This window comes from Microbacterium sp. UBA3486 (genome assembly GCF_002377845.1).
GTDB classification, from domain to species: domain Bacteria; phylum Actinomycetota; class Actinomycetes; order Actinomycetales; family Microbacteriaceae; genus Microbacterium; species Microbacterium maritypicum_A.
In genome coordinates this window covers 522-25,710 of the sequence record NZ_DFQP01000084.1, presented here as the reverse complement: position 1 = coordinate 25,710, position 25,189 = coordinate 522, and the positions used below count along the sequence as shown (strand labels likewise).

23 protein-coding genes, 1 tRNA gene and 1 pseudogene are annotated in these 25,189 nt (G+C 68.3%); 8 read left to right on the top strand and 17 right to left on the bottom strand.

Annotated elements, in window-relative coordinates:
* Positions 1–97: 97 nt before the first annotated feature.
* The 4 genes from B2869_RS12850 to B2869_RS12835 all read right to left on the bottom strand — a co-directional run bounded on the left by B2869_RS12850 (position 98) and on the right by B2869_RS12835 (position 3,701).
* On the bottom strand, positions 98–352 hold the full coding sequence (locus B2869_RS12850) for a hypothetical protein (RefSeq protein WP_292767222.1): 255 nt from the start codon (positions 350–352) through the stop codon (positions 98–100).
* A gap of 363 nt (positions 353–715) precedes the next feature.
* On the bottom strand, positions 716–1,663 hold the full coding sequence (locus B2869_RS12845) for a type II secretion system F family protein (protein WP_292767219.1): 948 nt from the start codon (positions 1,661–1,663) through the stop codon (positions 716–718).
* On the bottom strand, positions 1,651–2,508 hold the full coding sequence (locus tag B2869_RS12840; RefSeq protein WP_292767216.1) for a type II secretion system F family protein: 858 nt from the start codon (positions 2,506–2,508) through the stop codon (positions 1,651–1,653). The genes B2869_RS12845 and B2869_RS12840 overlap by 13 nt, the downstream gene beginning before the upstream one ends.
* On the bottom strand, positions 2,505–3,701 hold the full coding sequence (locus tag B2869_RS12835) for a CpaF family protein (RefSeq protein ID WP_292767213.1): 1,197 nt from the start codon (positions 3,699–3,701) through the stop codon (positions 2,505–2,507). The genes B2869_RS12840 and B2869_RS12835 overlap by 4 nt, the downstream gene beginning before the upstream one ends.
* Before the next feature lie 139 nt (positions 3,702–3,840).
* Here B2869_RS12835 and B2869_RS12830 point away from each other — a divergent pair.
* Both B2869_RS12830 and B2869_RS12825 read left to right on the top strand, forming a co-directional pair.
* Positions 3,841–3,922 (top strand) — tRNA-Leu (locus B2869_RS12830).
* Between the two features lie 97 nt (positions 3,923–4,019).
* Positions 4,020–4,799, top strand: a complete 780-nt coding sequence (locus B2869_RS12825) for a DedA family protein (RefSeq protein WP_168441054.1) — start codon at positions 4,020–4,022, stop codon at positions 4,797–4,799.
* Between the two features lie 36 nt (positions 4,800–4,835).
* On the opposite strand, the gene B2869_RS12820 is transcribed toward B2869_RS12825, so the two are convergent.
* On the bottom strand, positions 4,836–5,645 hold the full coding sequence (locus tag B2869_RS12820; protein WP_021199668.1) for a Ku protein: 810 nt from the start codon (positions 5,643–5,645) through the stop codon (positions 4,836–4,838).
* A gap of 89 nt (positions 5,646–5,734) precedes the next feature.
* Between B2869_RS12820 and ligD the strand changes: the two genes are divergently transcribed.
* A complete protein-coding gene (gene ligD, locus B2869_RS12815; protein ID WP_292767210.1) occupies positions 5,735–7,687 on the top strand; it encodes a non-homologous end-joining DNA ligase in 1,953 nt (650 codons plus the stop codon).
* Positions 7,688–7,704: 17 nt separating this feature from the next.
* On the opposite strand, the gene B2869_RS12810 is transcribed toward ligD, so the two are convergent.
* The 4 genes from B2869_RS12810 to murI all read right to left on the bottom strand — a co-directional run bounded on the left by B2869_RS12810 (position 7,705) and on the right by murI (position 10,945).
* Positions 7,705–8,625: a cation diffusion facilitator family transporter gene (locus B2869_RS12810; protein ID WP_029260589.1), complete on the bottom strand. Its 921-nt coding sequence runs from the start codon at positions 8,623–8,625 to the stop codon at positions 7,705–7,707.
* A gap of 103 nt (positions 8,626–8,728) precedes the next feature.
* On the bottom strand, positions 8,729–9,328 hold the full coding sequence (rdgB, locus tag B2869_RS12805; RefSeq protein ID WP_029260588.1) for an RdgB/HAM1 family non-canonical purine NTP pyrophosphatase: 600 nt from the start codon (positions 9,326–9,328) through the stop codon (positions 8,729–8,731).
* Positions 9,325–10,062: a ribonuclease PH gene (rph, locus tag B2869_RS12800; RefSeq protein ID WP_029260587.1), complete on the bottom strand. Its 738-nt coding sequence runs from the start codon at positions 10,060–10,062 to the stop codon at positions 9,325–9,327. Before rph ends, rdgB begins: the two co-directional genes overlap by 4 nt.
* 52 nt (positions 10,063–10,114) lie before the next feature.
* Positions 10,115–10,945 carry a glutamate racemase gene (murI, locus tag B2869_RS12795; protein WP_029260586.1) on the bottom strand — a complete coding sequence of 277 codons (831 nt, stop codon included), beginning with the start codon at positions 10,943–10,945 and terminating at the stop codon, positions 10,115–10,117.
* A 63-nt stretch (positions 10,946–11,008) separates the two neighbouring features.
* Between murI and B2869_RS12790 the strand changes: the two genes are divergently transcribed.
* Positions 11,009–12,334: a nicotinate phosphoribosyltransferase gene (locus B2869_RS12790; protein ID WP_292767202.1), complete on the top strand. Its 1,326-nt coding sequence runs from the start codon at positions 11,009–11,011 to the stop codon at positions 12,332–12,334.
* Between the two features lie 2 nt (positions 12,335–12,336).
* On the opposite strand, the gene B2869_RS12785 is transcribed toward B2869_RS12790, so the two are convergent.
* Genes B2869_RS12785 through B2869_RS18775 form a run of 3 tightly spaced genes read right to left on the bottom strand, consistent with a single transcriptional unit; the run spans position 12,337 to position 15,357 of the window.
* The gene (locus B2869_RS12785) at positions 12,337–12,603 is read right to left on the bottom strand and encodes a DUF3039 domain-containing protein (RefSeq protein ID WP_026049764.1); all 267 of its coding nucleotides are present in this window, start codon (positions 12,601–12,603) and stop codon (positions 12,337–12,339) included.
* Between the two features lie 40 nt (positions 12,604–12,643).
* Positions 12,644–14,209, bottom strand: coding sequence for a hypothetical protein (locus B2869_RS12780; protein WP_292767192.1), 1,566 nt, complete (start codon positions 14,207–14,209; stop codon positions 12,644–12,646).
* Positions 14,185–15,357, bottom strand: coding sequence for an ABC transporter ATP-binding protein (locus B2869_RS18775; protein ID WP_373695375.1), 1,173 nt, complete (start codon positions 15,355–15,357; stop codon positions 14,185–14,187). Before B2869_RS18775 ends, B2869_RS12780 begins: the two co-directional genes overlap by 25 nt.
* 1,029 nt (positions 15,358–16,386) lie before the next feature.
* Between B2869_RS18775 and B2869_RS12770 the strand changes: the two genes are divergently transcribed.
* From B2869_RS12770 to B2869_RS12755, 4 genes are all read left to right on the top strand, one after another.
* Entirely contained in the window at positions 16,387–17,079 is a 693-nt protein-coding gene (locus B2869_RS12770) for an NTP transferase domain-containing protein (protein WP_017828502.1), read from the top strand.
* Between the two features lie 79 nt (positions 17,080–17,158).
* Positions 17,159–18,097 carry a hypothetical protein gene (locus tag B2869_RS12765; protein WP_292767185.1) on the top strand — a complete coding sequence of 313 codons (939 nt, stop codon included), beginning with the start codon at positions 17,159–17,161 and terminating at the stop codon, positions 18,095–18,097.
* A gap of 81 nt (positions 18,098–18,178) precedes the next feature.
* The gene (locus B2869_RS12760; protein ID WP_373695373.1) at positions 18,179–19,768 is read left to right on the top strand and encodes an acyl-CoA carboxylase subunit beta; all 1,590 of its coding nucleotides are present in this window, start codon (positions 18,179–18,181) and stop codon (positions 19,766–19,768) included.
* Positions 19,769–19,815: 47 nt separating this feature from the next.
* Positions 19,816–20,010, top strand: a complete 195-nt coding sequence (locus B2869_RS12755) for an acyl-CoA carboxylase subunit epsilon (RefSeq protein ID WP_036271958.1) — start codon at positions 19,816–19,818, stop codon at positions 20,008–20,010.
* A 342-nt stretch (positions 20,011–20,352) separates the two neighbouring features.
* On the opposite strand, the gene B2869_RS12750 is transcribed toward B2869_RS12755, so the two are convergent.
* The 5 genes and pseudogenes from B2869_RS12750 to B2869_RS12730 form a co-directional block, all read right to left on the bottom strand.
* Positions 20,353–21,552 carry an ROK family transcriptional regulator gene (locus B2869_RS12750; protein ID WP_292767252.1) on the bottom strand — a complete coding sequence of 400 codons (1,200 nt, stop codon included), beginning with the start codon at positions 21,550–21,552 and terminating at the stop codon, positions 20,353–20,355.
* 342 nt (positions 21,553–21,894) lie between these two features.
* A complete protein-coding gene (locus B2869_RS12745; RefSeq protein ID WP_292767179.1) occupies positions 21,895–22,887 on the bottom strand; it encodes a hypothetical protein in 993 nt (330 codons plus the stop codon).
* Entirely contained in the window at positions 22,884–24,119 is a 1,236-nt protein-coding gene (locus B2869_RS12740) for an ATP-binding protein (protein WP_292767176.1), read from the bottom strand. The genes B2869_RS12745 and B2869_RS12740 overlap by 4 nt, the downstream gene beginning before the upstream one ends.
* Positions 24,109–24,768 (bottom strand): response regulator transcription factor, encoded by a 660-nt coding sequence (locus B2869_RS12735; RefSeq protein ID WP_021199684.1) that lies wholly within the window; start codon positions 24,766–24,768, stop codon positions 24,109–24,111. Before B2869_RS12735 ends, B2869_RS12740 begins: the two co-directional genes overlap by 11 nt.
* A 41-nt stretch (positions 24,769–24,809) precedes the next feature.
* Positions 24,810–25,189, bottom strand: a pseudogene (locus tag B2869_RS12730) (class I SAM-dependent RNA methyltransferase); the annotation flags it as partial.

Genomic DNA, 25,189 nt, shown 5'->3' with positions numbered 1-25,189 from the left:
TCGGCTTCTAGCGCTGCGCGCCCGTAGCGCTGTTCGATCCAGATGTCCCGCTTGCTCCGCGCCAGTCGCCTCGCAGGCTTGCGTACCGGGGGTTGCATCAGGCAGCCGCCTCAGCGCGTTCCTTGGCCTCCAGCAGCTCCAGCGCTTCCTTGATCCGAGCCGCCTTCTTCTCGCGGCTCGCTTTGTCCGCTGCCGACGCGATCGCTCGCGCGTGCGGCGCCCGCACGTCCTTGACCGCCTCGGTCAGCTCGTTGAGCTTCGCGACGTACGCGCCGAGGTCTTCCTTAGCGACCGGCGTCCCTTGCTCGCGCTTCACTGCCTCGATCGCGGTGTTGATGTTCGTGGTGTCCACGGTGTCTCCTTGTCTGCCCGCTGACACGGTGTCCGCGGTGCGGAACAAGGATCGGGCCAGATCGCCGATAAGCCCGGCGCGTTCAGCGTCCTCCCAGCCGAATGCGCGCGGGTCCCGCGCCACGGAGCCTTTCACCGCCTCGACTCACAGCCAGCTTCCAGCGGAATCCGGCCGGATATGGCTGACCCGGATAGATCACTGTCTAATGTCAGTACCCGCGGTCATCAATGTGACGAGCACCCATCCGGGAACGTCACCCGTTTCGTCGTCGATGAAGGCGCGAAACCGCGGTGCGGCGTCATGCCAGGGGCGTCGCCGCTGCTCCTGTGTTCGTGCGGTCATGGGGGTCCTTTCGTCGTGCGGTCAGCCGATGCCGAGCCGGAGGATGAACAGCCCTGGATACACGGCGAAGAGCACCGAGAGCGGAAGGATCAGGAAGACGAGCGGGAGGAGCATCAGGATCTCTTTGCGTCCCGCCTGCTCGATCAGCACACGTTTCGCGTCTTCGCGCGCATCGCCCGCCTGAGCGTGCAGTACCGCGGCGAGGGGCGCACCATGCTCGAGCGCCGCGATCACCTGGTCGACGACGCGCGACAGTTCGGGAAGCTGGAGGCGTCGCGCCATCTCGTGCAATGCGTCGGCCAGCGGCGAGCCCGTGCCGACCGCGAGCACCACCTGGCGCAGTTCAGCAGTGAGTTCGCCGGAGCCCACGTCGGCCACCCGACGCAGAGAATCGAGGAACCCCTCACCTGCGGAGAGGCACAGAGCCAGGAACTCGAGAGTCGTCGGGAGCTCGTCGGTGAGTCGCACCCGGCGAGCCTTGGCCCTCGCAGAGAACTGAAGGTCGTACGCAGCGGCGGCAGCCGCCCCGCAGAGCACCGGCATCACACTGGTCGGCACCGTCAGCCGTCCGGTCAGCGCGAGCACGGTCAGCCCGACCGCGCCCACGCCGATCCCGGCGAGGCCCCAGCCCAGTTGCCGACCACGGAACGATGCAGGGCTCGTGCGCACACCCGCCTGCGCGAGGCGATGGCGGAGAGCCTCTCCCCCGCCGACCAGCCTCTCGAAAGCGCCTCGCGCACGCTCCCACAGCGTCCGCCCACTCGTGGGAAGGGACCCCACCGCGGGGAGGACGCCTCGGGGCAGGTAGTCGTCAGCGACGACATCGCGCACATACGGCCCGATCCGCACGACGAGAGATGCCGCTCTCCAGCGCGGAAGCACGGAGAGGATGCTCAGCACCCCCGCAGCGAAGCCGCACCCGATCAGAACCGCGATCGCGAGCGCCGAGACCCCGTTCACCCGAACCACCGCCGCGGCTCAGGAAGCCTGCCGATGCGGACCATGATGTGAAACGCGACCACCGACACCGCTGCTCCCAGGCAGATTACGAGCATCCCTTCGGGAGTGCCGTACGCCGCTGCTCCCTCGGGCCGAAGAACGAGCAGCCCCATGATCACCCAGGGGGCGATCGCGCCGAGGACGGCCGCGCCCCGGATCCATGACTGGCGAGCCTCGACTTCGCCCCGCAGGGCGGCATCCGCCCGCACCGAACTCGACAGCGCGCGCAGGACACTGATCAGTTCCGTGCCACCGACCTGACGCGCCATCCGCAGTGTCTCGGCGATGCGATCGCCGATGGGGTCGGCCAGCGTGGATTTGAGTCGGTCGAGGCTGGTCTCGAATCTGCCGCTCGCACGCAGATCTCTCGCGAACACGACGAATGCCGGTCTCAGCGTCTTCGGCGCGGACTCCGCCAGGCTCGCCACTGCGTCGGGGAGCGACAGACCCACGCGAATCGCCGCGATCAGGAGATCGCACACGTCCGGCCAGAGCTGTCGCCGCAACCGTCGCAACCGCGCTCGGCGCCCCCGCAACAACACGATGGGTGCGACGGCTCCCGCAACGCCCGCCAGCAGCGCGAGTACGGAGATCCCGGTCAGGAGCCAGGCGACCGATGCGGCTATCAGTCCGGCCGCGGTGATGGTGACGAGGAGCGCGCGCCGGGAGAGCCGGTCGAAGCCGGCCTCCTCGATCAGGCGGACGAGTCGCCCGGGCCGGGCGGCCACCTCGGCCGCGTCCGATCGCGGCCACATCCAGGGCGACAGGCACAGAAGCACCCCGGCCGCGAGGAGGGCGCCGACGAAAACTGTCACGACACGATCCCGATCAGGCGTGGCTCGCTGCGGCCGGTGCCGATGCCGTCGCTCGTTGGCGCACCTGCCCGATAGACGCTCCTGGTCTGCAGCCGTCCTCCGGCGAGGCCGCCGGTCGGCGCGATGATCTCCTCCACGTGTCGGTGCCCCGCACGGTCCCTGGCGCAGTGCACGACCAGGTCGACAGACGCGGCGAGTGCGGGGGCGATGAAGGCGCGGTCGATGTTGCGCCCGGCGAGGAGCGGGAGGATGGTCAGCTTCTCGATGGCCTCGGCCGCAGAATTCGCATGCACGGTGCATGCGCCCGGCACCCCGGTGTTGAGCGCGAGGACCAGATCGAGAGCTTCCGCGTCGCGGACCTCGCCGATCACGAGACGGTCCGGTCGCATACGCAACGCCTCCTTCACCAGCCTGCGCAACGTGATCTCTCCGGTCCCCTCGAGGCTTGCCTGTCGCCCCTGCAGCGCGACGAGATCGGGCCCGTCCACAGCCAGTTCGAACGTCTCCTCCACCGTGACGATGCGTTGAACGTCTGCGCACGAGGCCAGCAGCGCGCCGAGCATCGTCGTCTTCCCCGCGTGCGTCGCGCCGGAGACGATCACGCTCTTGCCGTCGTTCATGGCTACCCGCAGCAGCTCCGCGACTTCGGCGGGCATCATCCCTTGAGCGGCGAGCGCTCCGAGAGACCGGTACTTCGGCAGGAACTTGCGGATGTTGACCGCCCACGAGCCCCGCACCACATCAGCGATCGCCACATGCAGACGGGACCCGTCCGGCAGCGAGGCATCCACGAACGGCTGGCTGATGTCGACCCGCCGACCGGTCGACTGCAGCATGCGCTCGACGACGTCCCGCACGGTCCCTTCGTCGAGACGAAGGCTCGTCCGCTCGGCCGTGCCCTCTCGCGCGACGTGCACGTGTCCCGTTCCGTTGAGCCAGATCTCCTCGATCTCCGGATCGTCGAGCAGCGGTTGCAGCGCACCGAATCCGCTGAGCGACGCCATGACCTCTCTCACACACCCCGCTTCATCGTCGATCAGGGCCTCGCCGCGGGCGAGGGCGAGATCGTCGTGACGCCGGACCTCGGCATGGGTGATCCGCCATGCCGCGTCCGGATCGACGGACGGATCGATGCCCTCGGCACGCAGACGCGACCGCACGCGCTCGGCGACAAGGGCGGACGGATGACTCACCCCGGCATCCTCGCAACAATCCGAGGTCTGCCTCGGAAGTTATCCACAGGCCTTCCCGGCGCCCGCCCGTCGGCCGGCGCGGACTGCGGGCTGATCCCCAGACACGCGGATTCGGTGATCAGTAGACTGATTCCACCGCGCGGGAGTGGTGGAATTGGCAGACACGCAGGATTTAGGTTCCTGTGCCCCAGGGCGTGTGGGTTCAAGTCCCACCTTCCGCACGAGAGACGACGACGACCTTTCTCCGGTCGTCACGACATCGCTCTGTTCTACCGCCGACCATTCACGACCGACGGGACTCCCCCAGTGCTCGAAACCATGCTGCACGCACCGACCGCTCTCATCCCCTGGCTCGATCCTGCGACGATCATCGGGACCGCCGGGCCGTGGGCATTGCTCGTGGTGTGCTTCATCATCTTCGCCGAGACCGGTCTGCTCGTCGGATTCCTGCTTCCCGGTGACACCCTCCTGGTGATCGCCGGCCTGCTCTCGCACCCGATCGCGGGCTCCGAGCACGGCGTCTTCGGCATCAACGTCTGGTGGGTCGCCCTCCTGATCGGCCTCGCGGCGTTCGTGGGCGGTGAAGTCGGATACGTCATCGGCCACAAGGGCGGACCGGCGGTCTTCGAGCGCAAGGAATCAGGCCTCTTCAGCAAGAAGAACGTCGAACGCACGAACGCGTTCTTCGAGCGCTTCGGCGGCATCACCGTGATCCTCGCACGCTTCGTGCCGATCGTGCGGACCTTCGCCCCGGTCGCCGCCGGCGTCGGCCACATGCCGTGGCGCAAGTACACGCTCTACAACCTGATCGGTGCGGTTCTCTGGGGCTTCGGGCTCACGATGTTCGGCTACCTCATCGGGTTCATCCCGCCGGTCGCCGAGTTCGTGGAGAGCTACATCGACCTCATCCTGCTCGCGGCCGTCGGCGGCACCGCGCTCGTCACGCTGTGGCACTACCTGTCCGAGCGCCACAAGGCGAAGAAGGCCGAGGCGGCCGGCGAAGACGTGGTCACCGATGCCGAGGAAGCGCAGGAGCTCGTGCTCGACGCCGACGTGTTCGACCGCGCCCCCGACCTGGACGGCGACGGCAAGCACTGATCGATCATCGGGTGCCGATTCCTCGGCACCCGATGATCACCCCGCGTTCTTCGCGCGCTCTTCCTTCGAGCGCGCCACGCTCGCACGCAGCGCCTCCATGAGGTCGATGACCTCGCCGCCCTCGGCTGCCTTCTCGGCTTCCCCGAAGGTCTCGGCGACGTCGAACGTGTCGCCCGCCTCGATCTTCGCGTCGATGAGGGTACGGAGCTCCTTCTGGTACTCGTCGACGAACGCTTCGGGGTCGAAGTCCGCCGAATAGCTGTCGACGAGCGAAGCCGAGAGCTCCAGCTCCTTCTTCGAGATCCGCACGTCTTCATCCAGCGCAGGGAACGCGGCTTCCCGCACCTCATCGGCCCAGAGAAGGGTCTGGAGCACCAGCACTTTCCCGCGCACCCGGAGCGCGGCGAGGCGCGTCTTCTGCCGCAGGGTGAAGCGCACGATCGCCGTACGGTCGGTCTGTTCGAGCGTCTTCCGCAGCAGCACATACGCCTTGGGCGACTTCGAATCGGGTTCGAGGTAGTACGGCTTGTCGAGCGTGAGCAGGTCGACCTGTTCGGAGGGCACGAACTCGACGACGTCGATCTCCCGGCTCTTCTCCGCGGGGAGGGCGGCGAGGTCGTCTTTCGTCAGCACGACGGTCTGGCCTTCGTCGACGTAGGCGCGATCGATGTCGGCGTACGCCACGGTCTCCCCGCAGACTTCGCAGGTGCGCTGGTAACGGATGCGTCCGCCGTCCTTCTCGTGCACCTGATGCAACGGCACGTCGTGGTCCTCGGTCGCGGAGTACACCTTGACCGGCACGTTCACGAGCCCGAACGTCAGTGCGCCCTTCCAGATCGTCCTCATCACACCAGTAGACACCAGTCACAGCCGTCACGACCAGCCCCTTGACGGCGCTAGGCCTGGCGACGCTGCGCCTTGACTACGCTGGCCCCATGGTCGCAGACGCGCAGATCGTGCAGGTCGACGGTCGCCGTCTGCGTGTGACGAACCTCGACAAGGTCGTCTACCCCTCCAGCGGCACCACCAAAGGCGAGGTCATCGCCTACTACACGGCCATTGCTCCACTCCTGCTCCCCCTCCTCGCCGGGCGCCCCGTCACGCGCAAACGCTGGGTCGAGGGCGTCGGGACCGCGGATGCCCCGGCCGACGCGTTCTTCACGAAACAGCTCGAACCGGGAGCACCCTCGTGGATTCCGCGACAGGCGATCCAGCACTCCGACGGTCCGAAGGAATACCCCCTCGTCCAGGACATCCCGACTCTCGTGTGGCTCGCCCAGGTCGCCGCCATCGAGCTGCATGTGCCGCAGTGGCGCTTCTCTTCCGCGGGCCTTCCCGGCAACCCCGATCGACTCGTCCTCGATCTCGATCCCGGCCCCGGGGTGGGGCTGGCGCAGTGTGCCGAGGTCGCCCGCATCGCGCGCGTCATCCTGTCCGGCATGGGGCTCGACCCCCTGCCGGTGACCAGCGGAAGCAAGGGCATCCACCTCTACGCGTCATTGCCCGGCGAGCAGACGAGCGACGAGGTCTCCGCCGTCGTCAAGGAGCTCGCACGGATGATCGAGAGCGATCACCCGGATCTCGCCACCAGCGTCATGGCGAAGGCGGTCCGAGGGGGAAAGGTGTTCCTCGACTGGAGCCAGAACAACGGCAAGAAGACCACCATCTCGCCCTACTCCCTCCGCGGACGTGCACAGCCGTGGGTGGCGGCCCCTCGCACGTGGGAGGAACTCGATGCGCCGGATCTCGCGCAGCTCGATCTCGACGAGGTGCTCGCGCGAGCCGCCGCGGGAATCGATCCACTCGCGATGCTCCGCCCGCCGGCGACGGCTCCGCTGCCACAACCCGCGAAGCCCCATCACCCCCATCGATATCCCCGAAGCTCTCCCGCCCCTGTCGGCCCTCCGGCCACGGCGTCGATGGCGCCGATGCTCGCCGAGAACGGCACCCCCGGCGTGGCACGTGCACTGAGCGACCCCTCGTGGGTCGAGGTGAAGTGGGACGGCATCCGTGCGATGGGCACCTGGGTAGACGGGCGCATGCTGCTGCACGCGCGCCGCGGCACGGACATCACGGCCCGGTATCCCGAACTCACCGCTGACGGCGCCCCCTTCCTCCCCGTGACGGATGCCGTCGTCGACGGCGAGATCGTCGCGTTCGACTCCCACGGCCGGCCGAGCTTCTCCCTCCTCCAGAACCGGATGCACCTCACCCGGCCACGCGAGATCGAACGCGAAGTGATCCGCACCCCCGTCGTCTACATGCTGTTCGACCTGCTGCGTCTCGACGGACACGACCTCACCGGTATGACTCTGCGCGAACGCAGGACCCTGCTCGAGGAGCTGATCGACGATCTCGACGCCCCCGTGCAGATCCCTCCGGTGTTCGACGACGTGGACGCGGCACTCGCCGCGAGCAGGGAGTTCGGGCTCGAGGGGGTCGTCGTCAAGGATCCTCAGTCGCGATACCGGCCAGGGCAGCGCTCCCCCTCGTGGCTGAAGCTGAAGCACACGCGGATGCAGGAGGCGGTGATCGTCGGTATCCGGCCTGGGAAGGGCGACAGGGAGAGCACGCTCGGATCTCTGCTGCTCGCCGTTCCCGATCCGGACCGAGGAACGGGCGGTCTACGCTACGTCGGACGTGTGGGGACCGGATTCACCGACCGCATCCTGCACGACCTGCTCGCACGACTCGATCCGTTGCGCGTGGATGCTGCCCCGCTCGACGGCGTCCCCGCACCCGATGCCTCCGACGCCCTGTGGGTGCGTCCGGAAGTCGTGGGCGAGGTCGAGTTCGCGAACTGGACACCCGACGGCGTGCTCCGCCACGCCCGTTGGCGCGGGCTCCGCCCGGACAAGAGCCCGCACGAGATCGCCGTCGAAAGCTGAGGTCAGGACCGGATCGCTCAGGCGTGTCGCGGTTCGCAGTCCGCCTGTTCCGCAGGCTCGATCTGGAAGGTCGAGTGCGCCACGTCGAAATGGTCGGCGAGGCATGCCTGCATCTCGGTCAACAGCTGCGACGAGCGTCCGTCGGCGAACAGCTCCGGCTCGATGCTGACGTGGGCCGTGAACACCGGGGCCCCGCGAGTCAGCTGCCAGACATGGACGTCGTGCACCCCGACGACACCGTCGTACCCGAGCAAGTGGGTACGGATCTCGCTCACCGCCGTGCCCTTCGGCGCGGACTCGGCGAGAACCGAGAACACCTCCCGCAGCAGCGCGATGGCCCGGGGGATGATCATCGCCGCGATGAACAGCGAGGCGATGGCGTCGGCCGGCATCCATCCGGTGATGAGGATGACCGCGGCTGCCACGATGACCGCCACCGAACCGATCAGATCCCCCATCACCTCGAGGTACGCACCGCGCACGTTGATGCTGGTGCGCTGCGCACGACTCAGCAGCCACATCGACACCGCATTCGCGAGGAGCCCGACCACGGCGACGACCAGCATCAGCCCGCCGGCGACCTCGACCTCCCCCGGATTGATGAGTCGCCCGATCCCCTCGATCGCGACCCAGGTCGCGAGGGCGATCAGGATCACCGCGTTGATCAGCGCGCCGAACACCTCGGCGCGCTGGTACCCGAAAGTGCGCCGGTCGTCGGCCGGACGTGCGGCGACGGTGGCGGCGATGAGGGCGATCACGAGACCGGAGGCATCTGTGAACATATGCGCGGCATCGGCGAGCAGCGCCAGAGAGCCCGAGAGCAGTGCGCCGACGACCTGCACGAGCATCACCGTCGCAGTGAGGGACAGCGAGATCGCGAGCAGGCGTCTGCTGCTCGCGGAACGGATGCCACCGGGGGCGGGTGCGTGATCGTGCATGCCCCCAGGCTAGACCGGGATAGGGGGCCGGAAGGCGGGTTCCGGCTAGTCGGGAAGGGTAACGATTCTCAGCTTCAGCAGCGGTTTCTCGCGCCCGCCGTGCTCAGAGCGCGGCAAGCAGCGGAACCAGTTCCGCGAAGGCGCGCGCTCGGTGCGACTGCGCCTGCTTCTCGTCGGAGGAGAACTCACCCACCGACCGCTCCTCCCCTGCCGGCTGGCCGTCAGGGATGAAGATCGGATCGTACCCGAAGCCGCCGGCGCCCGACGCCGTATGCGCCAGGCGGCCCGGCCAGCGTCCCTCCACGACCTGCTCCCGGCCGTCCGGCAGTACGAGGGCGATCGTCGAGGTGAAGTGCGCGGAGCGGTGCGGATCGGCGATGTCGTGCAGCTGGTCGAGCAGCAGCTCGAGGTTCGCCGCCGCGTCCTTCTTCTGCCCCGCCCAGTAGGCGGAGAACACCCCCGGTGACCCACCGAGCACGTCGACGCAGATGCCGGAGTCGTCGGCGAGCGCAGCGAGTCCCGTGTGAGCGGCGGCGGCTCGCGCCTTGATGAGCGCATTCTCGGCGAACGTCACGCCGTCTTCCACCGGCTCCGGACCGTCGTAGCCGACGATCTCGAGGTCGGGGCGTGTCTGCTCCACGATCTGTTGGAACTCCGCGACCTTGTGCGGATTGTGCGTCGCGAGAACGACTCGCATCGTCATTCCCCCTTCAACGCGGCGAGCTGCGTGCCCTTCAGGTCGGCGCATCCGGCCAGACCGAGCTCGAGCAGCGCATCCAGCTCCCGCTTGTCGAACGGTGCGCCCTCGGCTGTTCCCTGCACCTCGACGAAGAGCCCACGGCCGGTGACCACGACGTTCATGTCGGTCTCGGCGCGCACGTCCTCGACATATGCCAGGTCGAGCATGGGCTCGCCGTCGATGATCCCGACCGACACTGCCGCGACCGAGTCGAGCAGCGGCGTGGAGTTCTTGCCGATGAACTTCTTCTCCCGGCCCCATTCGATCGCGTCGGCGAGCGCCACGTACGCGCCGGTGATGGCCGCCGTGCGCGTGCCGCCATCGGCCTGCAGCACGTCGCAGTCGATGACGATCGTGTTCTCGCCGAGCGCCTTCGTGTCGACGACGGCCCGCAGCGCGCGCCCGATCAGTCGCGAGATCTCGTGGGTGCGACCGCCGATGCGGCCCTTGACGCTCTCTCGGTCGTTCCGGCTGTTCGTGGCGCGCGGGAGCATGGAGTACTCGGCCGTGACCCAGCCCTTGCCCTTGCCGGTCAGCCAGCGCGGGACGCCGTTGGTGAAGGAGGCGGTGCACAGCACCTTGGTGCCGCCGAAGCTGATCAATGCCGATCCCTCGGCGTGCGCGCTCCAACCGCGCTCGATCGTGATCTCACGAAGCTGATCGGTGGAGCGGCCGTCGACGCGGACGATTTCGGACATGTGCTTCTTTCAGGTCGGGATGGCGGAACGAATCGGAGCGACTCGATCCGGGTTACTCGAAAGCGATCTCGGGGAGGGTGATCACGCCGGTCTGGACCAGTTGCACGTCCCGGACCTCGCGGCCCATCAGGCGGTTGGCCAGCGCGGTGAAGTCGTCGGTCGAGGCGCCGGTGGCCTCGTACACGTAACTGGCGGTGGCATCCGGCGACGCGAGCAGATCACCCCGGACGAGCTGGCGATAGACGTCGCCTGCCGTCTCATCGTCGCTGGAGACGAGGGTGACGCCCTCTCCCATGACGTAGCTGATCGCGCCCCGAAGGAACGGATAGTGCGTGCAGCCGAGCACGAGCGTGTCGACCTCGGCGTCTCGAAGGGGCGCGAGATACTCCTCGGCGACCGTGAGCACCTCCGGGGTACCCGTGATCCCGGCCTCGACGAATTCGACGAAGCGCGGGCAGGCGGCGGTGAACACCTGCAGCCTCTCGTTGACCTCGAGCATGTCCTGGTAGGCGCGCGAGCCGATGGTGCCGACAGTGCCGATCACACCGACTCGTCCGTTGCGCGTGGTGGAGACCGCGCGGCGCACCGCGGGGCCGATCACCTCGACCACCGGAACGTCGTAGCGCTCGCGAGCGTCGCGGAGCATGGCGGCGGAAGCGGTGTTGCACGCGATCACCAGCATCTTGACGCCCTGCTCGACCAAGGTGTCGAGCACTTCGAGGGAGTAGCGGCGCACGTCCGCGATGGGCTTCGGACCATACGGCGAGTGCGCGGTGTCGCCGATGTAGACGAACGACTCCCGGGGCAGCTGGGCGCGGATGGCTCGCGCCACCGTGAGCCCGCCGACACCGGAGTCGAAGATCCCGATCGGCGCGTCGTTCATGACTCCCCAGCCTACCCGCGCGGAACCCGCCGCGCGCATCGGTGCTCTCACTAAACTGAGCGCATGACCACGTCGACGGCGCTGCTCACCGACCGCTATGAGCTGACCATGCTCGCCGCTTCCCTGCGTGATGGGACGGCGTTCCGCCCCAGCGTCTTCGAGTTGTTCTCCCGACGGTTGTCCGGCGGCCGCCGTTTCGGCGTCGTCGCGGGCGCCGGCCGCCTCCTGGGCCTCTTGCGCGACTTTCGCTTCGGCGAGGACGAACTGCGGTTCCTCAGGGACGAGAACGTCGTGGATGCCGCGTCCATCGCTCACCTCGAGAACTATCGGTTCACCGGATCCATCCGCGGCTACCGCGAAGGCGAGCTGTACTTCCCGGGCTCTCCGATCCTCACGGTCGAGGGCACGTTCGCCGATGCCGTGGTGCTCGAGACTCTCGCGCTGAGCGTGCTCAACCACGACTCCGCCGTCGCCACCGCCGCATCGCGCATGAGCATCGCCGCCGGCGAACGTCCGCTGGCCGAGATGGGCTCCCGCCGGGCCGCCGAGCGCTCGGCCGTCGCCGCAGCCCGGGCCGCATACATCGCCGGTTTCGGGGCGACGAGCAATCTCGAGGCCGGACGACGCTGGGGAATCCCCACGATGGGCACCGCCGCGCACTCCTGGACGCTCCTGCACGACACAGAGGAGGAAGCCTTCCGCTCCCAGGTCGCGAGCATGGGCACCGGAACGACGCTGCTCGTCGACACGTACGACATCCGCACGGGTGTCGAGACGGCGATCCGTGTCGCCGGCACGGAGCTCGGCGGCGTCCGGATCGATTCCGGTGACCTCCCGATCGTCGCGGGCGACGTCCGCGCGCAGCTCGACGAACTCGGTGCGACGTCGACACGCATCACCGTGACCAGCGACCTCGACGAGTATGCGATCGCCGCCCTCGCCGCCTCGCCCGTCGACGCCTACGGGGTCGGAACGTCGGTCGTAACCGGGTCCGGGTATCCGACCGCCAGCATGGTCTACAAGCTGGTGGCGCGCCAGGATGCCGAGGGGTCCTGGATCGGCGTCGCGAAGGCGTCCGCCGACAAGGCATCGCATGGCGGACGCAAAGCGGCGTTCCGCACCCTGGTCGACGGCGTCGCCACCGCAGAGACGGTCGTCGTGTCGGACGGCTTCGAGGATCTCGACACTGCGGCCGAGCACCCCGACGGCCGCCCGCTGCAGGTGACGTTCGTCGAGGCAGGCGAGATCGACTCCTCGTACGAGGGAGTCGACGGCACGGCAGCGGCGCGCGCGCATCATCTGCGTGTGCGCGAAGAGCTCCCGGTACGTGCGCTCGCGCTCAGCAAGTCCGACCCGGCGATTCCCACCGTGTACGTCGAAGCCGACTGACGTCAGCCGATCATCGACTCGTAGATCTCCTTGCATGTGGGGCAGATCGGGAACTTCTCCGGGTCACGGCCCGGGGTCCACTTCTTGCCGCACAGCGCGCGCACCGGCTTGCCGGTGATCGCGGACTCGAGGATCTTGTCCTTCTTCACGTAATGCGAGAAGCGCTCGTGGTCACCCGGTTCGAGATTCTCCTCGCGGAGGAGCTCTTCCAGTTCGCGATCAAGCGTTGCCACGCCGCCCTGATCGGGGCTGTCCAGCGGAGTACTCATCCCGTGAGTCTAGCGGCGTCGAACGCCTCACGGGCGGGCATCACGCGGTCTCGACGAACTCCATCAGTCTCTCTCCGCTGCGCTCGAAGATGCGACCGCCGACGACGGCTCCGGCCGCCGCGGTCACGAGACCGACGAGAAGCCCGACCCAGAAGGTCGCCGGAGCGTATGCCGAACCGTCGAGAATCGTCGCGGCGAACAACCAGATGGTCGGCACGCTCAGCACGATGGCCCCGAGCAACGCCGCTGCAGGACCGTACGCCCCGCGAGAGGTCGGTCGCTGCGGCTGCTGGAACGGACTGTCACCAGGCCGCGAGACCGCATACGGAGCCACGACCGAGACGATGCTCGAGACGCCGAGCGCGCAGAACAGCAGACTGGCCGCCAAGCCGCCCAACGGCAGCAGCAGACTCCAGTCCCCGATCAGCGCGAGTGAGAGCGGAACCGCGATGGCGAGAACGGGGATGGCGACGAGCAGCACAGGAACGAGACGCCCGAGGCGATCAGGAAGACCCCGGACGCCACTCGCGACGTGGGTCCACAATGCCGTCGAGTCGTAGGCGACGTCGTTGTGCGGCAGCCACCCGAAGAACAGCGCCATCACCGGCACGGGCACGAGCGCGGCGATCTCCAACGGGACTCCGGCCACGACGAGCGGGAGCATCGAGAGCACGCCGGCCACGGGGACGACGATGATGTTCATGATGTAGCGGCGGTCACGAAGCCAGTACACGAGGCTTCGCGCCGCGATCGCACCGAAGGCGTTCGACGGCAGCAGCCCGAACCATCCGAGTCCCGTGCGCTCGCGCAAGGCGACCGGGCGCTCGGTCGTGGTCAGCAGACGCCGGACGAGCCACGTCCACACCATCCAGAGGAGAGCGACGGTGAGCACCACGATGACACCGCTGATCCACGCGGAAGCGGTCGCACCGGCCGCGGAATCGAAGAGGAAGGCGGGGGCAGCAGCGAACGGGCTGTAGCCGAACACGCTCGACAGGGTCGCCAGAGACGGGGGCACGAGACCGTCCCAGCGGAGCGATCCGAAGAACACGGCGACCGGGAAGGCGACCACGATCAACGCGAGTGCGAACAGCGCCGTGAGCTCGCGCGAGCGGCGCTCGGGAAGGAGCAGTGCATTGAGGGCCATACCGATCCGCGAGACCAGCATCGTGGTCAGGACACCGGCGATCGTCACCAGCACAGCCAGAGGCCAGGGCGTGCCTGCTCCGATCGCGACGATGCAGACACTGATGTAGACGGCGATGAGCGCCATGCTCGGCACGCTGACGAAGGCGGCCAGTGCCAGCACCCAGGGCATCTGGCGATCATCGACGCCGAAGACCGCGAAGCGTCTCGGGTCGAGCTGATCGACGGCCCCGACGAGGATCGGGCCGACGAGGAATCCGATGAGAAGGGCCGCGCCACCGAGCACCGTGACCGCGCGGGCCACCGGCACAGGGGCTGCGGCAAGGCTGAACACGGCGACGCACACCGCGGCGGTGACCGCGACCACCGCGACGAACGAGACGATCGACCGAACCCGACGGTCGCCGCGCAGGGAACCGAGAAGAAGCGCGAGTCTCAGTCGGAGAACGTGTGCAGCCACTCGAGCCCCTCCACCTCTCCGCTGGTGCCGGCGAGTTCCACGAAGCGCGCTTCGAGCGTCTGACCCGCGCGCACCTCGTCGATCGTCCCCTCGGCGAGCACTTCACCGCCGACGATGATCGCGACGCGCGAACACACGCGTTCGACGAGATCCATGCCGTGGCTGGAGAGGATCACCGTGCCGCCGTGCGACACATAGGCGCGGAGGATGTCCAGGATGACCGCCGACGAGACGGGGTCCACCGACTCGAACGGCTCATCGAGGACCAGCACGCGCGGCGAGTGGATCATGGCCCCTGCGAGCATGATCTTCTTCGTCATGCCTGCCGAGTAGTCCGAGACCACGCGGCTGAGGGCATCGCCGAGATCGAAGGCACGAGCGAGGTCGGCCGCGCGCTTCTCGATCACGTCCGCGGCGAGACCGCGCAGCAACCCGTAGTAGTAGAGCAGCTGACGACCGGTGAGGCGGTCGAAGGTGCGCAACCGATCGGGGAGCACACCCATCAGTCTCTTCGCCGCAAGCGGCTTCTTGGCCTGGTCGACACCGCAGATGACGACGCTGCCCGCGTCGGCGCGGAGAAGCCCGGCGACGATCGAGAGCGTCGTGGTCTTGCCTGCGCCGTTGGGACCGACGATTCCGTAGAACGACCCCGCGGGCACGGTCAGGTCGATGCCGTCGACCGCGCGGTTGTCGCCGAACTGCTTCACGAGCCCGCGGATGCTGATCGCCTCGCCGGCGGAGAGGACCTCACCGGGCTCCACGGCATCGGAAGCTGCGTCGTCGGACTCCCCGACCGCCTGGATGGCCTCGCTCGACTCCACCTCGGACGGATCGCCGACGGGCGTCTCCGTCTCGAGAAGTTCCGCACTGACAGATTCCTCGACAGGCTCCGCGGCGAGAGGCGGCTCCGAGGCGGGCGCGGGCGCAGGCTCTGCGGCGGGCACGGGCTCCGCGACAGACCCGGTCGGCGCCGCAGCGGAGGCGGCCGGAGGAACGGTCTCGACGACCGATGCGGTCTCGATCACGGGAGAGGCTGCGAGAGGAGCAGCCGTGACGGGCGGAACTTCGGGTGCGATCACCGCCGTCTCCGCGGCCGCCTTCGCCTCCTCTGCGGCCTTCTTCGCCGCCGCCTTCTTCGCGGCCGCCATCTTGGCCGCCGTGGCCTTCGCGGCTGTGGTCTTCGCGGCAGCCGAGCGCGCCGTGGTCTTCGCCGCAGCCGCCTTGGATGCAGCGGCCTTCGCCGCCGTCGTCTTGGCCGCCGTCGTCTTCGCAGCCGTCGTCTTCGCAGCCGTCGTCTTCGCAGCCGTCGTCTTCGCCGCGGCCGTCCTCGCGGCCGTGGTCTTCGCCGCCGTCGTCTTGGCCGCGGTGGTCTTCGCCGCCGTGGCCTTCGCAGCCGTCGTCTTCGCAGCCGTCGTCTTGGCGGCGGTGGTCTTCGCCGCCGTGGCCTTCGCGTCGGCACTGCGCGCCCCGGCGGTGCTCCGAGCGGAGCTCGCGGTCGACGAGAGTTTCGCCGTCGAGCCGGTGACGGCCTTGACGAGCGGCTCGACCACGACATCCGCACTGGGAGCCGCTTTCTCGGCAGCAGCCTGCGTCCCGGACGTCCCAGCCGACGCCTTCGCGACCGACGCCTTCGCAGCCGACGACTTCGCAGCCGACGACTTCACAGCCGACGACTTCGACACAGCCGCAGTACCAGCCTTCGAACCCGCGGAGGTGCTCGCGCTCGCAGGCTTCTTCACCGCAGGCTTTCTCGCGGCGGGCGTCTTCGCGGCAGGCTTCTTCGCCGCGGGCGGTCGCGCCGACTTCTCGGCTGCGGATGCCGCGTCCGGACTCTGCTTCTTCGCCGGCGCGCGCTTCGCCGACGTCTTCTCTTGCGCGGTCTCGGTTTGGTCCACCTGGGCGGTGCGGTCGTCAGGGGAGGCAGTCACCGTCCTACGGTATCAACGGGTGCCTGTACGCCAAGGCCGCCGCGCAATAAACTGCCCTCGGATCGCGCATATCCGCCGCGATCGTGCGGGAGTCGGAACCCTGTGCATCCGGTGTGTAGTCGGTCACGAAATGACAACAGGGGCCTCCCGGCCCTGAGCTTCCCAGGCGGAATCGATACCATGAACGCGGCACGACGAAGTGTCTGGTCGGTTAATCGACCGTGAACACAACTTCCTTTAGGAGCACTCGTGACTCTTCAGACCGTCATCCTCGCCGCCGGAATGGGCTCGCGCCTCGGCCGCGCGCTGCCGAAGCCGCTCACCGAATTGAGCGACGGCCGCACGATCATGGGCCAGCAGCACGACAACATCCGCGCCGCATTCGGTTCGGACGCCCGCATCACCACCGTCGTCGGCTACCGCGCCGAGACCATCATCGACGCGTTCCCGCAGGTGAACTACGTCCACAACGAACGTTATGACGAGACCAACACCTCGAAGAGCCTGCTGCGTGCCCTGGGCGCGACCGGTCGCGGCGGAGTTCTCTGGATGAACGGCGATGTCGTCTTCGACCCGATGATCCTCGGCCGCGCACTCGAGTACATCGAGCGCGACCAGTCGTTCGTCACGGTGAACACCTCCAAGGTCAGCGACGAAGAGGTGAAGTACACGGTCACGGCCGAGGGCTTCATCAACGAGCTGTCCAAGACCGTCAAGGGCGGACTCGGCGAGGCCGTGGGAATCAACTACATCTCCTCCGCGCACAAGAAGGCGTTCATGCGTCAGCTGCAGCGCGTCGAGGACCAGGATTACTTCGAGCGCGGCCTCGAGCTCGCGATCGCCGAGGACGGCCTGCTGCTCGAGCCGATGGACGTGTCCGACCTGTACGCGGTCGAGGTCGATTTCGCGGAAGACCTGGAGCGTGCGAACCTCTTCGTCTGATCGCTCGACTCGAAAGCCCGGCCTCTCGGAGGGGCCGGGCTTTCGGCGTTTTCGCGGGCGGGCTCCATAGGATCGCACCATGGCTCCCAAGGTGCACAAGATCCATTCGCTCCCGGACGACGCTCCGTGGGACAAGGGCGTGCCCCCTGCCGGATCGGCGGAGCACCCGATGATGGTGCGCGGCCTCGACCGCGTGCTGTCGATCCAGCGCCCGCTCGTCCTGGCGCACATCCGGAGCATCCGCCTGCGCAATCCGCAGGCATCGCCTGCGGAGATCATCCGCATCCTGGAGCGTCGCTACCTCGCAGCCGTGACGACGGGCGGAGCGGCGGTCGGCGCGACGGCGGTCGTCCCCGGGATCGGCACTGGCATCACGCTCGCGCTCTCCGGCGTGGAAACGGTCGGCTTCGTGGAGTCCACCGCTCTTTTCGCGCAGTCGGTCGCCGAGGTGCACGGGATCGCGGTCGCGAACCCGGATCGCGCCAGAGCGCTGGTGATGACGCTGATGCTCGGCAAAGAGGGCGTCGACCTCGTCGGTCAACTCGCCGGGCAGGTGGCCGGGCGTGGCGGGAGCAGATCGTCGTACTGGGGCGAGCTCGTCACGAAGTCGCTCCCCCGCGCCGCGGTCGGCCCCCTCGTCGATCAGCTCAAGAGCATGTTCGTGAAGCAGTTCGCGGCGAAGGGCGGCGCTTCGGTCATCGGCAAGGCGCTCCCGTTCGGCATCGGCGCTGCGATCGGAGGCGCGGGGAACAACATCCTCGGCCGTCGCGTGCTGACGACGTCCCACAAGGCCTTCGGTGCCGCCCCGACGGACCTTCCCCTCGAGCTGGAACCCGTGCCCGGCGCCGAGAAGCTGGAGCTGCGGATGCTGCGTGGTGCCCGCTACGCGGGCAACGCGGTCGCGGGAGCGGCCGGCACGACCGTCCGCGGGGTGGAGTGGGCGGGACGCAAGGCCCGCTCGATCGGCCGCCGCCCCAAGACCGACCCGGAGCTCGAGTCTGGTGAACTCGAGGGCTGAGCGCACTTCGCCAAAGGATCGGGCGACCCGTTGTGGCGAGCATCCAACAGCCGGAGGCGAGCCGACGATAAGGTGGAATCCGTGACGGACAAGCCCGACCTCTTTACCACCGCCGGCAAGATCGCGGATCTGCGCGCTCGCTATACAGAAGCCGTCGTCGACGCAGAAGCGAAGGCGAAGGAGAAGCAGCACGCGAAGGGCAAGATGACCGCCCGCGAGCGCATCGAGCTGCTCGTCGACCCCGGGAGCTTCGTCGAGTTCGACGAGTATGTGCGCCACCGCACCACGGCCTTCGGCATGGATCGTTCGCGACCGTACGGCGACTCGGTCGTCACCGGCGTCGGCACGATCAACGGCCGCACGGTCGCGGTGTACTCGCAGGACTTCTCCACCTTCGGCGGTTCGCTCGGCGAAGTCGCCGGCGAGAAGATCATCAAGATCATGGAGTTCGCCCTCGCCGGCGGGATGCCCTGCATCGGGATCCTCGACTCGGGGGGCGCACGCATCCAGGAGGGCGTCGTCGCCCTCGGCAAGTACGGCGAGATCTTCCGCCTGAACACCCGCGCGTCCGGAGTGATCCCGCAGATCTCCATCATCATGGGGCCGGCTGCGGGCGGCGCGGTGTACTCCCCCGCCCTCACCGACTTCGTGATCATGGTCGACAAGACCAGCCAGATGTTCGTGACCGGCCCCGACGTGATCAAGACGGTCACCGGCGAGGACGTCGGAATGGAAGAGCTCGGCGGCGCCTACACGCACAACACCCGATCGGGCGTCGCGCACTACCTCGCCGAAGACGAGGACGACGCGATCGACTACGCCCGTACGCTCCTCAGCTTCCTGCCGGACAACAACATGGCGGAGCTTCCCACGTACGAGAGCACCTTCGAGTTCGAGACGACCGACGCCGACCGCGCGCTCAACACGCTCGTCCCCGACTCGACCAACCAGCCGTACGACATCCACACCGTCATCGAGCACGTGGTCGACGAAGGCGACTTCCTCGAGGTCCAGCCGCTCTTCGCGCCCAACATCGTGATCGGCTTCGGACGCATCGAGGGCCGGTCGGTCGGCATCATCGCCAACCAGCCTTCGCAGATGGCCGGCACGCTGAACATCGAAGCCGGCGAGAAGGCGAGCCGCTTCGTACGCTTCTGCGACGCCTTCTCGATCCCGATCGTCACGCTCGTCGATGTCCCCGGCTACCTCCCCGGCACCGATCAGGAGTGGACCGGCGTCATCCGCCGCGGCGCGAAGCTGCTCTACGCCTACGCCGAGGCGACCGTGCCGCTGGTCACCGTCATCCTGCGCAAGGCTTACGGCGGCGCCTACATCGTGATGGGCTCGAAGCAGCTCGGCGCCGACGTGAACCTCGCATGGCCGACGGCCGAGATCGCGGTGATGGGCGGCCAGGGCGCGGTCAACATCCTGTATCGGGGCGAGATCAAGAAGGCGGAGGAGGCCGGCGAGGACGTCGCGGCCGTCCGCACCCGACTCGCGAACGAGTACACGTACAACGTGGCCTCCCCGTTCCTCGCGGCAGAGCGGGGCGAGCTCGACGGGATCATCGAGCCGGCCAACACCCGCGTCTCGATCGCGAAGGCGCTGCGCGCACTGCGTGGCAAGCGTGCCGAGCTGCCCCCGAAGAAGCACGGGAACATCCCGCTGTGACCGGGAATGACACGCAGGACCACGGCGCTTCGGGTTCGGAGACGCCGATGCTCGACATCACGCGTGGGACAGCTACGGAAGAAGAACTCGCCGCCCTCATCGCCGTGATCAGCGAGGCCTACGCGACGGAGGCGGCGGACGCCGTCGCCGAGGAGCCGTCTGTCTCGGCGTGGACGCGGACACAGCGTCCGCTCCGCCGTCCGCTGCGGCGTGACATCCCGTGGGGACGTTTCGCGGGCTGACAGCCACTGCGGAGCATGCGCCGGCTCCGGTGGCGCAGGAGTGCGTCTGCGTGATCCGCGAACCCTCCGCTTCACGAATCACGCAGACGATCGTCGCAGGACCCCCAGAGCCCCGCTCGGCGACGTTCCCCGTTGCCGCCTCCACCCTTCCCGTGCAGGGTCGGGCGTCCACCCCGGCGCAGACCGGAGTCGCCTTCTCGACGTGCGACGGTGCCGAGCGCACGGGGAGACGGTGGACTCCACTGGTCTGGTCGTGGGGGAACGCCAAATACTACATCGAATCGACTTATAGTCGCAAAACCCGCATCCTCGACCGCTGCCGGACGGCGTTTGGTCCGGAGATCAGCTCTCGAGCAGCAGGTCGGAGGCGCGAGGGCTGAGGACGGAATCGAGCACGACGCACGCGGCCCCCACGGCACCGACGTCGTCCCCGACGACGGTGCCATCGACGGGGAGAGTGCGCACCGCGCGGGTCGCACTCGCGTGATCGAGCCTGCCGGGAACCTCTCGGAGGTACACGTCGGCGAGCCGTGACCAGAAGGGACCTCCGAACACGACCCGATCCACATCGAGCATGTTCGTCAGAGCCGCCGTCAGCACCGTGATGTGTGCCGCTGCCTGTCGCAGAACCTCGACAGCCGCGGCATTCCCGTCCGCCGCGTGCTCACACAGTCGGCTGAATCTCGCATCGACTGCCGCAGCATCGGACGCCTGGTGGGCGTCGTCGAACACTCCCGCGCGCTCAGCCCGTTCGACGATCGCCTGCGGGGTGCAGACGACCTCCACGCACCCTCGGGACCCGCACCAGCATGAGGGGCCGTCGGGGTCGACGATGATGTGCCCGACCTCGCCGATGTTGCGTGTGCTCCCGCGGACCGCCTCGCCGTCTCTCGCCAGGGCGGCGCCGATGCCGATCCCGAGGTAGACGAACACGAAGGAGTCGTCGGCCGACTCGCGTCGTGTCCACAACTCTCCGACCGCAGCCGACGTCGTGTCCTTCTCGAGCACCACCGGCATCCCCGTCATCTCCGCCAGCACCGCGCGCAGCGGCACACGATGCCACCCGGCGAGCTTCGGCGGGTCGATGACCGTGCCCTTCTCGGCGTCGAGCGGCCCGGGAGCCGCGACGCCCACCCCCGCGATCCGCGAACGATCCACACCGGCCTCCGCGATCAGCGCATCGATCGTCTCCGCCATGGCCTCCACGATCCGGAGCGGATCATCGGCCGGCGTGCGTACACTCCGGCGTCTGACGATGGCGCCGGACAGGTCGAGCAGCACGAACGTCATCAGTGCGGGATCGAGGTGCACGCCGACCGCGAAGCGGCTGTCGGCGACGAGTCGCAGGGTCACGCGCGGCTTGCCCGGTCCATTGATCGTGCGGCCGGCCTCTCGGATGAATCCGTCGTCGAGCAGTCGCCGTGTGATGTTGGTGACGGTCTGCGCCGACAGCCGGGTCGCGGTCGACAGCTCGATCCTGCTCAACCCCTCGCCTGATTGGCGGATCGCCTCCAGGATCACGGACTGGTTGAAGTCGCCCATACGCGGAAGATTGGTGCCACGACGCGTTCCCATCGTCCAATGATCCCCCATCGACGGGGAAATCGTGTCCCCCGAAATGCCCAAATCTTGTCCCCCAAAATACCTACAGACAATGTTTGCGGAACCCCTCAGACTGAAGAGGACGCTTCGCGTTCGGCTGGTCTCTCTGTCCCAGGGTAGACAGACGCTGATCGGCCACCAGCGGACGGTTTTCGGGTAACTGTCCGCACGGAGAGGGGCAGGCGGATTCGCCGCCCCTCTCCCACTCTCACATCCTCGACTCCGGTCACCTCCCCAGGCCGGGGCCGAGGACGCTCCCCGGTCCTGCCGGATGTTCTTGCGTCAGCGCGGAATCTCGTGCCAGAGGTCGACCGCGTCGTCATCACCCGAGGATCGGGTGCCCGCGCGGCCCACCACCGTCACGGCGACACGCGGGTCCCGCCCCGAGCGGATGATGAGCCGAGATGTCTGTGCATGACTGAGCACCACCGCCAGCTCGTCCCTGATCGCCTTGCGACGGGACTCGTCTATGCCGTCGAACCCGCCCTCATCGAAGACGGTCACGACCACTCCGCGCCGTCGGGCAGCTTCGATCGCATTGCGCACCGCGTCGTTGAGGAGGTCGGCGCCGCGCAGTTCGTCGCGCAGTCTGCCCTCGGCGAGCCGCGCGTCCAGACGTTCCTGATCGTTCAACACACCTCGCGCCGCGACCACTCTGCTGAGCACCGGACCGGCGACAGCCAGAGCGAACTGCGTGCGCAGACGCCTCTCGCGCTGACGCACCCGCTGCGTGGCATGCCACGCGGACACCGCCTGCTGGATCTCTGCGAGGCGCTCGGTGTCGCGCACCGCACGATCCCAGAACATCACGAGGAGTCGAGCGACGGCCACCCACATGATCGAGCCGACCAACCCCAGGTTGAGGGCCACGACGAACCCCAGAGACACCGACGCGGCCAGGATGAGCACCGCCAGTACGAGCCAGCCGATCAGGGACCGCCGACGCACCACACACACGACGCCGAGCAGTCCGAGCGCCCCGATGTACCAGGTCGCGAACGGGGCGGTACGATCCACCGGCTCGAGTGAGAAGGTCACGAGCACGGGAATCGCCATGCTCGCGAGCAGCGCGAGGACGGCCGACCACGTCGGCATCCGCACCGAGGAGCCGTCGCCGAGGATGGCGATGTTCACGACCACGAGGTACAGGCCGATGGCGAGGACCATGAGCAGCGGAGCGGTCGGCTGCTCGATCCACCAGATCCCCCGTGCGACGAAGTACAGGGCGAAGCCGACGGCGAGAGAGGTGGCGACGCTGCGCACGGTGCGGTTCACGCGCGCTCCCATCCCAGGGTCACGGTCGTGCCGTGCGCGTCGGAGACGATGTCGGCCGTGCCGGCGACGCCCGCCATACGTGCGAAGATCGACGCCCGGATCCCGAGACGGTCGGCACCGATCGATGCCACGTCGAAGCCGCCGCCGGTGTCCGAAACCGTCACGCCGATCCCCTCGTCGCCGTGCCCCTCGACGATGATGTGGAGTCCACGACCGTTGGCGTGGGACACGGCGTTGCCGATCGCCTGCCGCGCGGCGAGCACGAGCGCGCGAGCGGCCCGCCCGGGTATGAGGCCGATGCCGCCGCGCTCCTCGACGATCGCATCAGCGCCGAGCTCGGACAGGGCTCTGCGCAGCTCCACGACGATCTGCGCCGTGCCCACCGGCTCATCACTGCCCTCCTGCGCGACGGCCGCTTCGGTGTTCGCGAGGCGCGTGAGTGCCTCCCGGGCCATGGCGACGGCGAGCTCTTCGGCACGCTCCCCCTCGGCCCGCTCCGCGGCGATCAGCGCGGCGAGGACGCTGTCATGCATCAGTGCGGACATTGTCGCCCGCTCCTCCTCCGCGGCGGCCGCCGCAGCCGCTGTCGAGTACGACGCCACTGCCTGTCCCCTGGCCTCGTCCACGCCGGCGGCCACGGAACGGAACATCCAGCCCAGGGAGATGATGACGACCCCGAGGATGAGGGTGAACGACACGTCGAACGCGGTCGTCACCCAGAACTCGCGCGAGAACTCCCCCTGAACGAGCCGCACGTAGCCGTAGACGAACGGCATCCCCGCCGCCCAGGCGAACTGGAGCGGCAACGGGAACGCGAGCATCGCCGCGACCACGCCGACATTGACCAGGAAGAAGATCCAGGGCTGCTCGCCGGCGCCCTTGTCCGACGGGTCGACGATCGTCGGCCAGGCGGCGAGCGCGAGGACGTAGACCACGGCGAAGATACCGGAGAAGGTGCGCACCCCCCGGCCCACCAGACAAGCGACCAGCATCGCCGCCAACGGCACGAACACCACGATCAGGGTGACGACGTGCGCAGGATCCGCTTGCGAGAGCGACGCCATCGCAGAGATCAGCGCCTGCGCGCCGAGCACCGCAGAACCGATCGCGACGACGATCGCGAGGATCCGCTCCATGCGTGTGCCGGTGAAGCGCTCGTACGCCGTCTCCGTGCTCCCCGGAGAGGGGATCTTGCTCCACGCGTCGCGGATGCTGAGCGGCTCAGCGGCCACCGGGTGCCTCGTCAGCCGTGACGATCCCGTCTTCCATCGCCCGGCGCAGCAGGTCGACCTTCGTCGGCGCCGGGCGCCCGACCTCGACGTACTTCACGCGGATGCGGGTGATGTTCTCCTTGGCCGTGGAGTAGGCGACACCCAGCTTCTCGGCGACGGCCTTCAACGGCAGCCCCGTCGCATACAGACGGAGCACCTCGCGTTCACGCGTGGCGAGCTGCGCATCGGCGAACGCCCGGTCTCCCTCGACCGCGCTTGCCCATTCGACGTTGTTGAGAGCCTCGCCCTGCGCCACCGTGCGGATCGCGTCGAGCACGTCGTCGAGGGCGGAGGACTTGCTCACCACGCCGGCGGCCCCCGCGGCGAGCGCCTCGCGCACGGCTGCCGGCCGATCGGCGACGCTGTGGATCACGACGCTCGCGCCGTCGTTGACCAGTGAGGTCACGTTCTCGGTCACGGTCGTGCCGTCGCCGAGGGTGAGGTCGAGGACGACCACCTCGGCAGGTGCGGCCGCGGTGGCTTTGCGCCATTCGAGGTAGGAGACCACCGTGCTCCCGGAGAAGACCACGGTCTGCGAATCACGCGCGCACGCGGCCTCGAGGCCGAGGCGAACGGACTCGTGATCGTCGATGAGTGCGACCGTGCTCATCCCCTCAGCCTACTGAGTCCCCCCGAGAAGCCGCGGATCGCTCATCGTGTGAGCAGCGCGACGACTTCGAAGTGGTGCGAGTGCGGGAACAGATCAAAGCCCCGAAGTCGGTCGACGTTCCAACCGAGGGTGCGGAAGGTGCCGAGATCCCGGGCGAGTGCCACGGGGTCGCACGCGACGTACGCGATGGCCTCCGGCGCGAGCGCGTGCAGCGCTTCGACGACCTGCCGACCGGCACCGGCGCGGGGCGGGTCGAGCACGACGGCGCCGGTGCGCCCGCTCTTCTGCGTCGCCAGGAAGCGATCGACGCGCGCCGTCACGGCGTTCACGTCGAGCGGCGCGAGATTCACGGCGGCGTGCGCAGTGGCGCGTGCACTGGACTCGACCGTCACGATGTCGGTCCCGCCGAGATCGGCGAGCT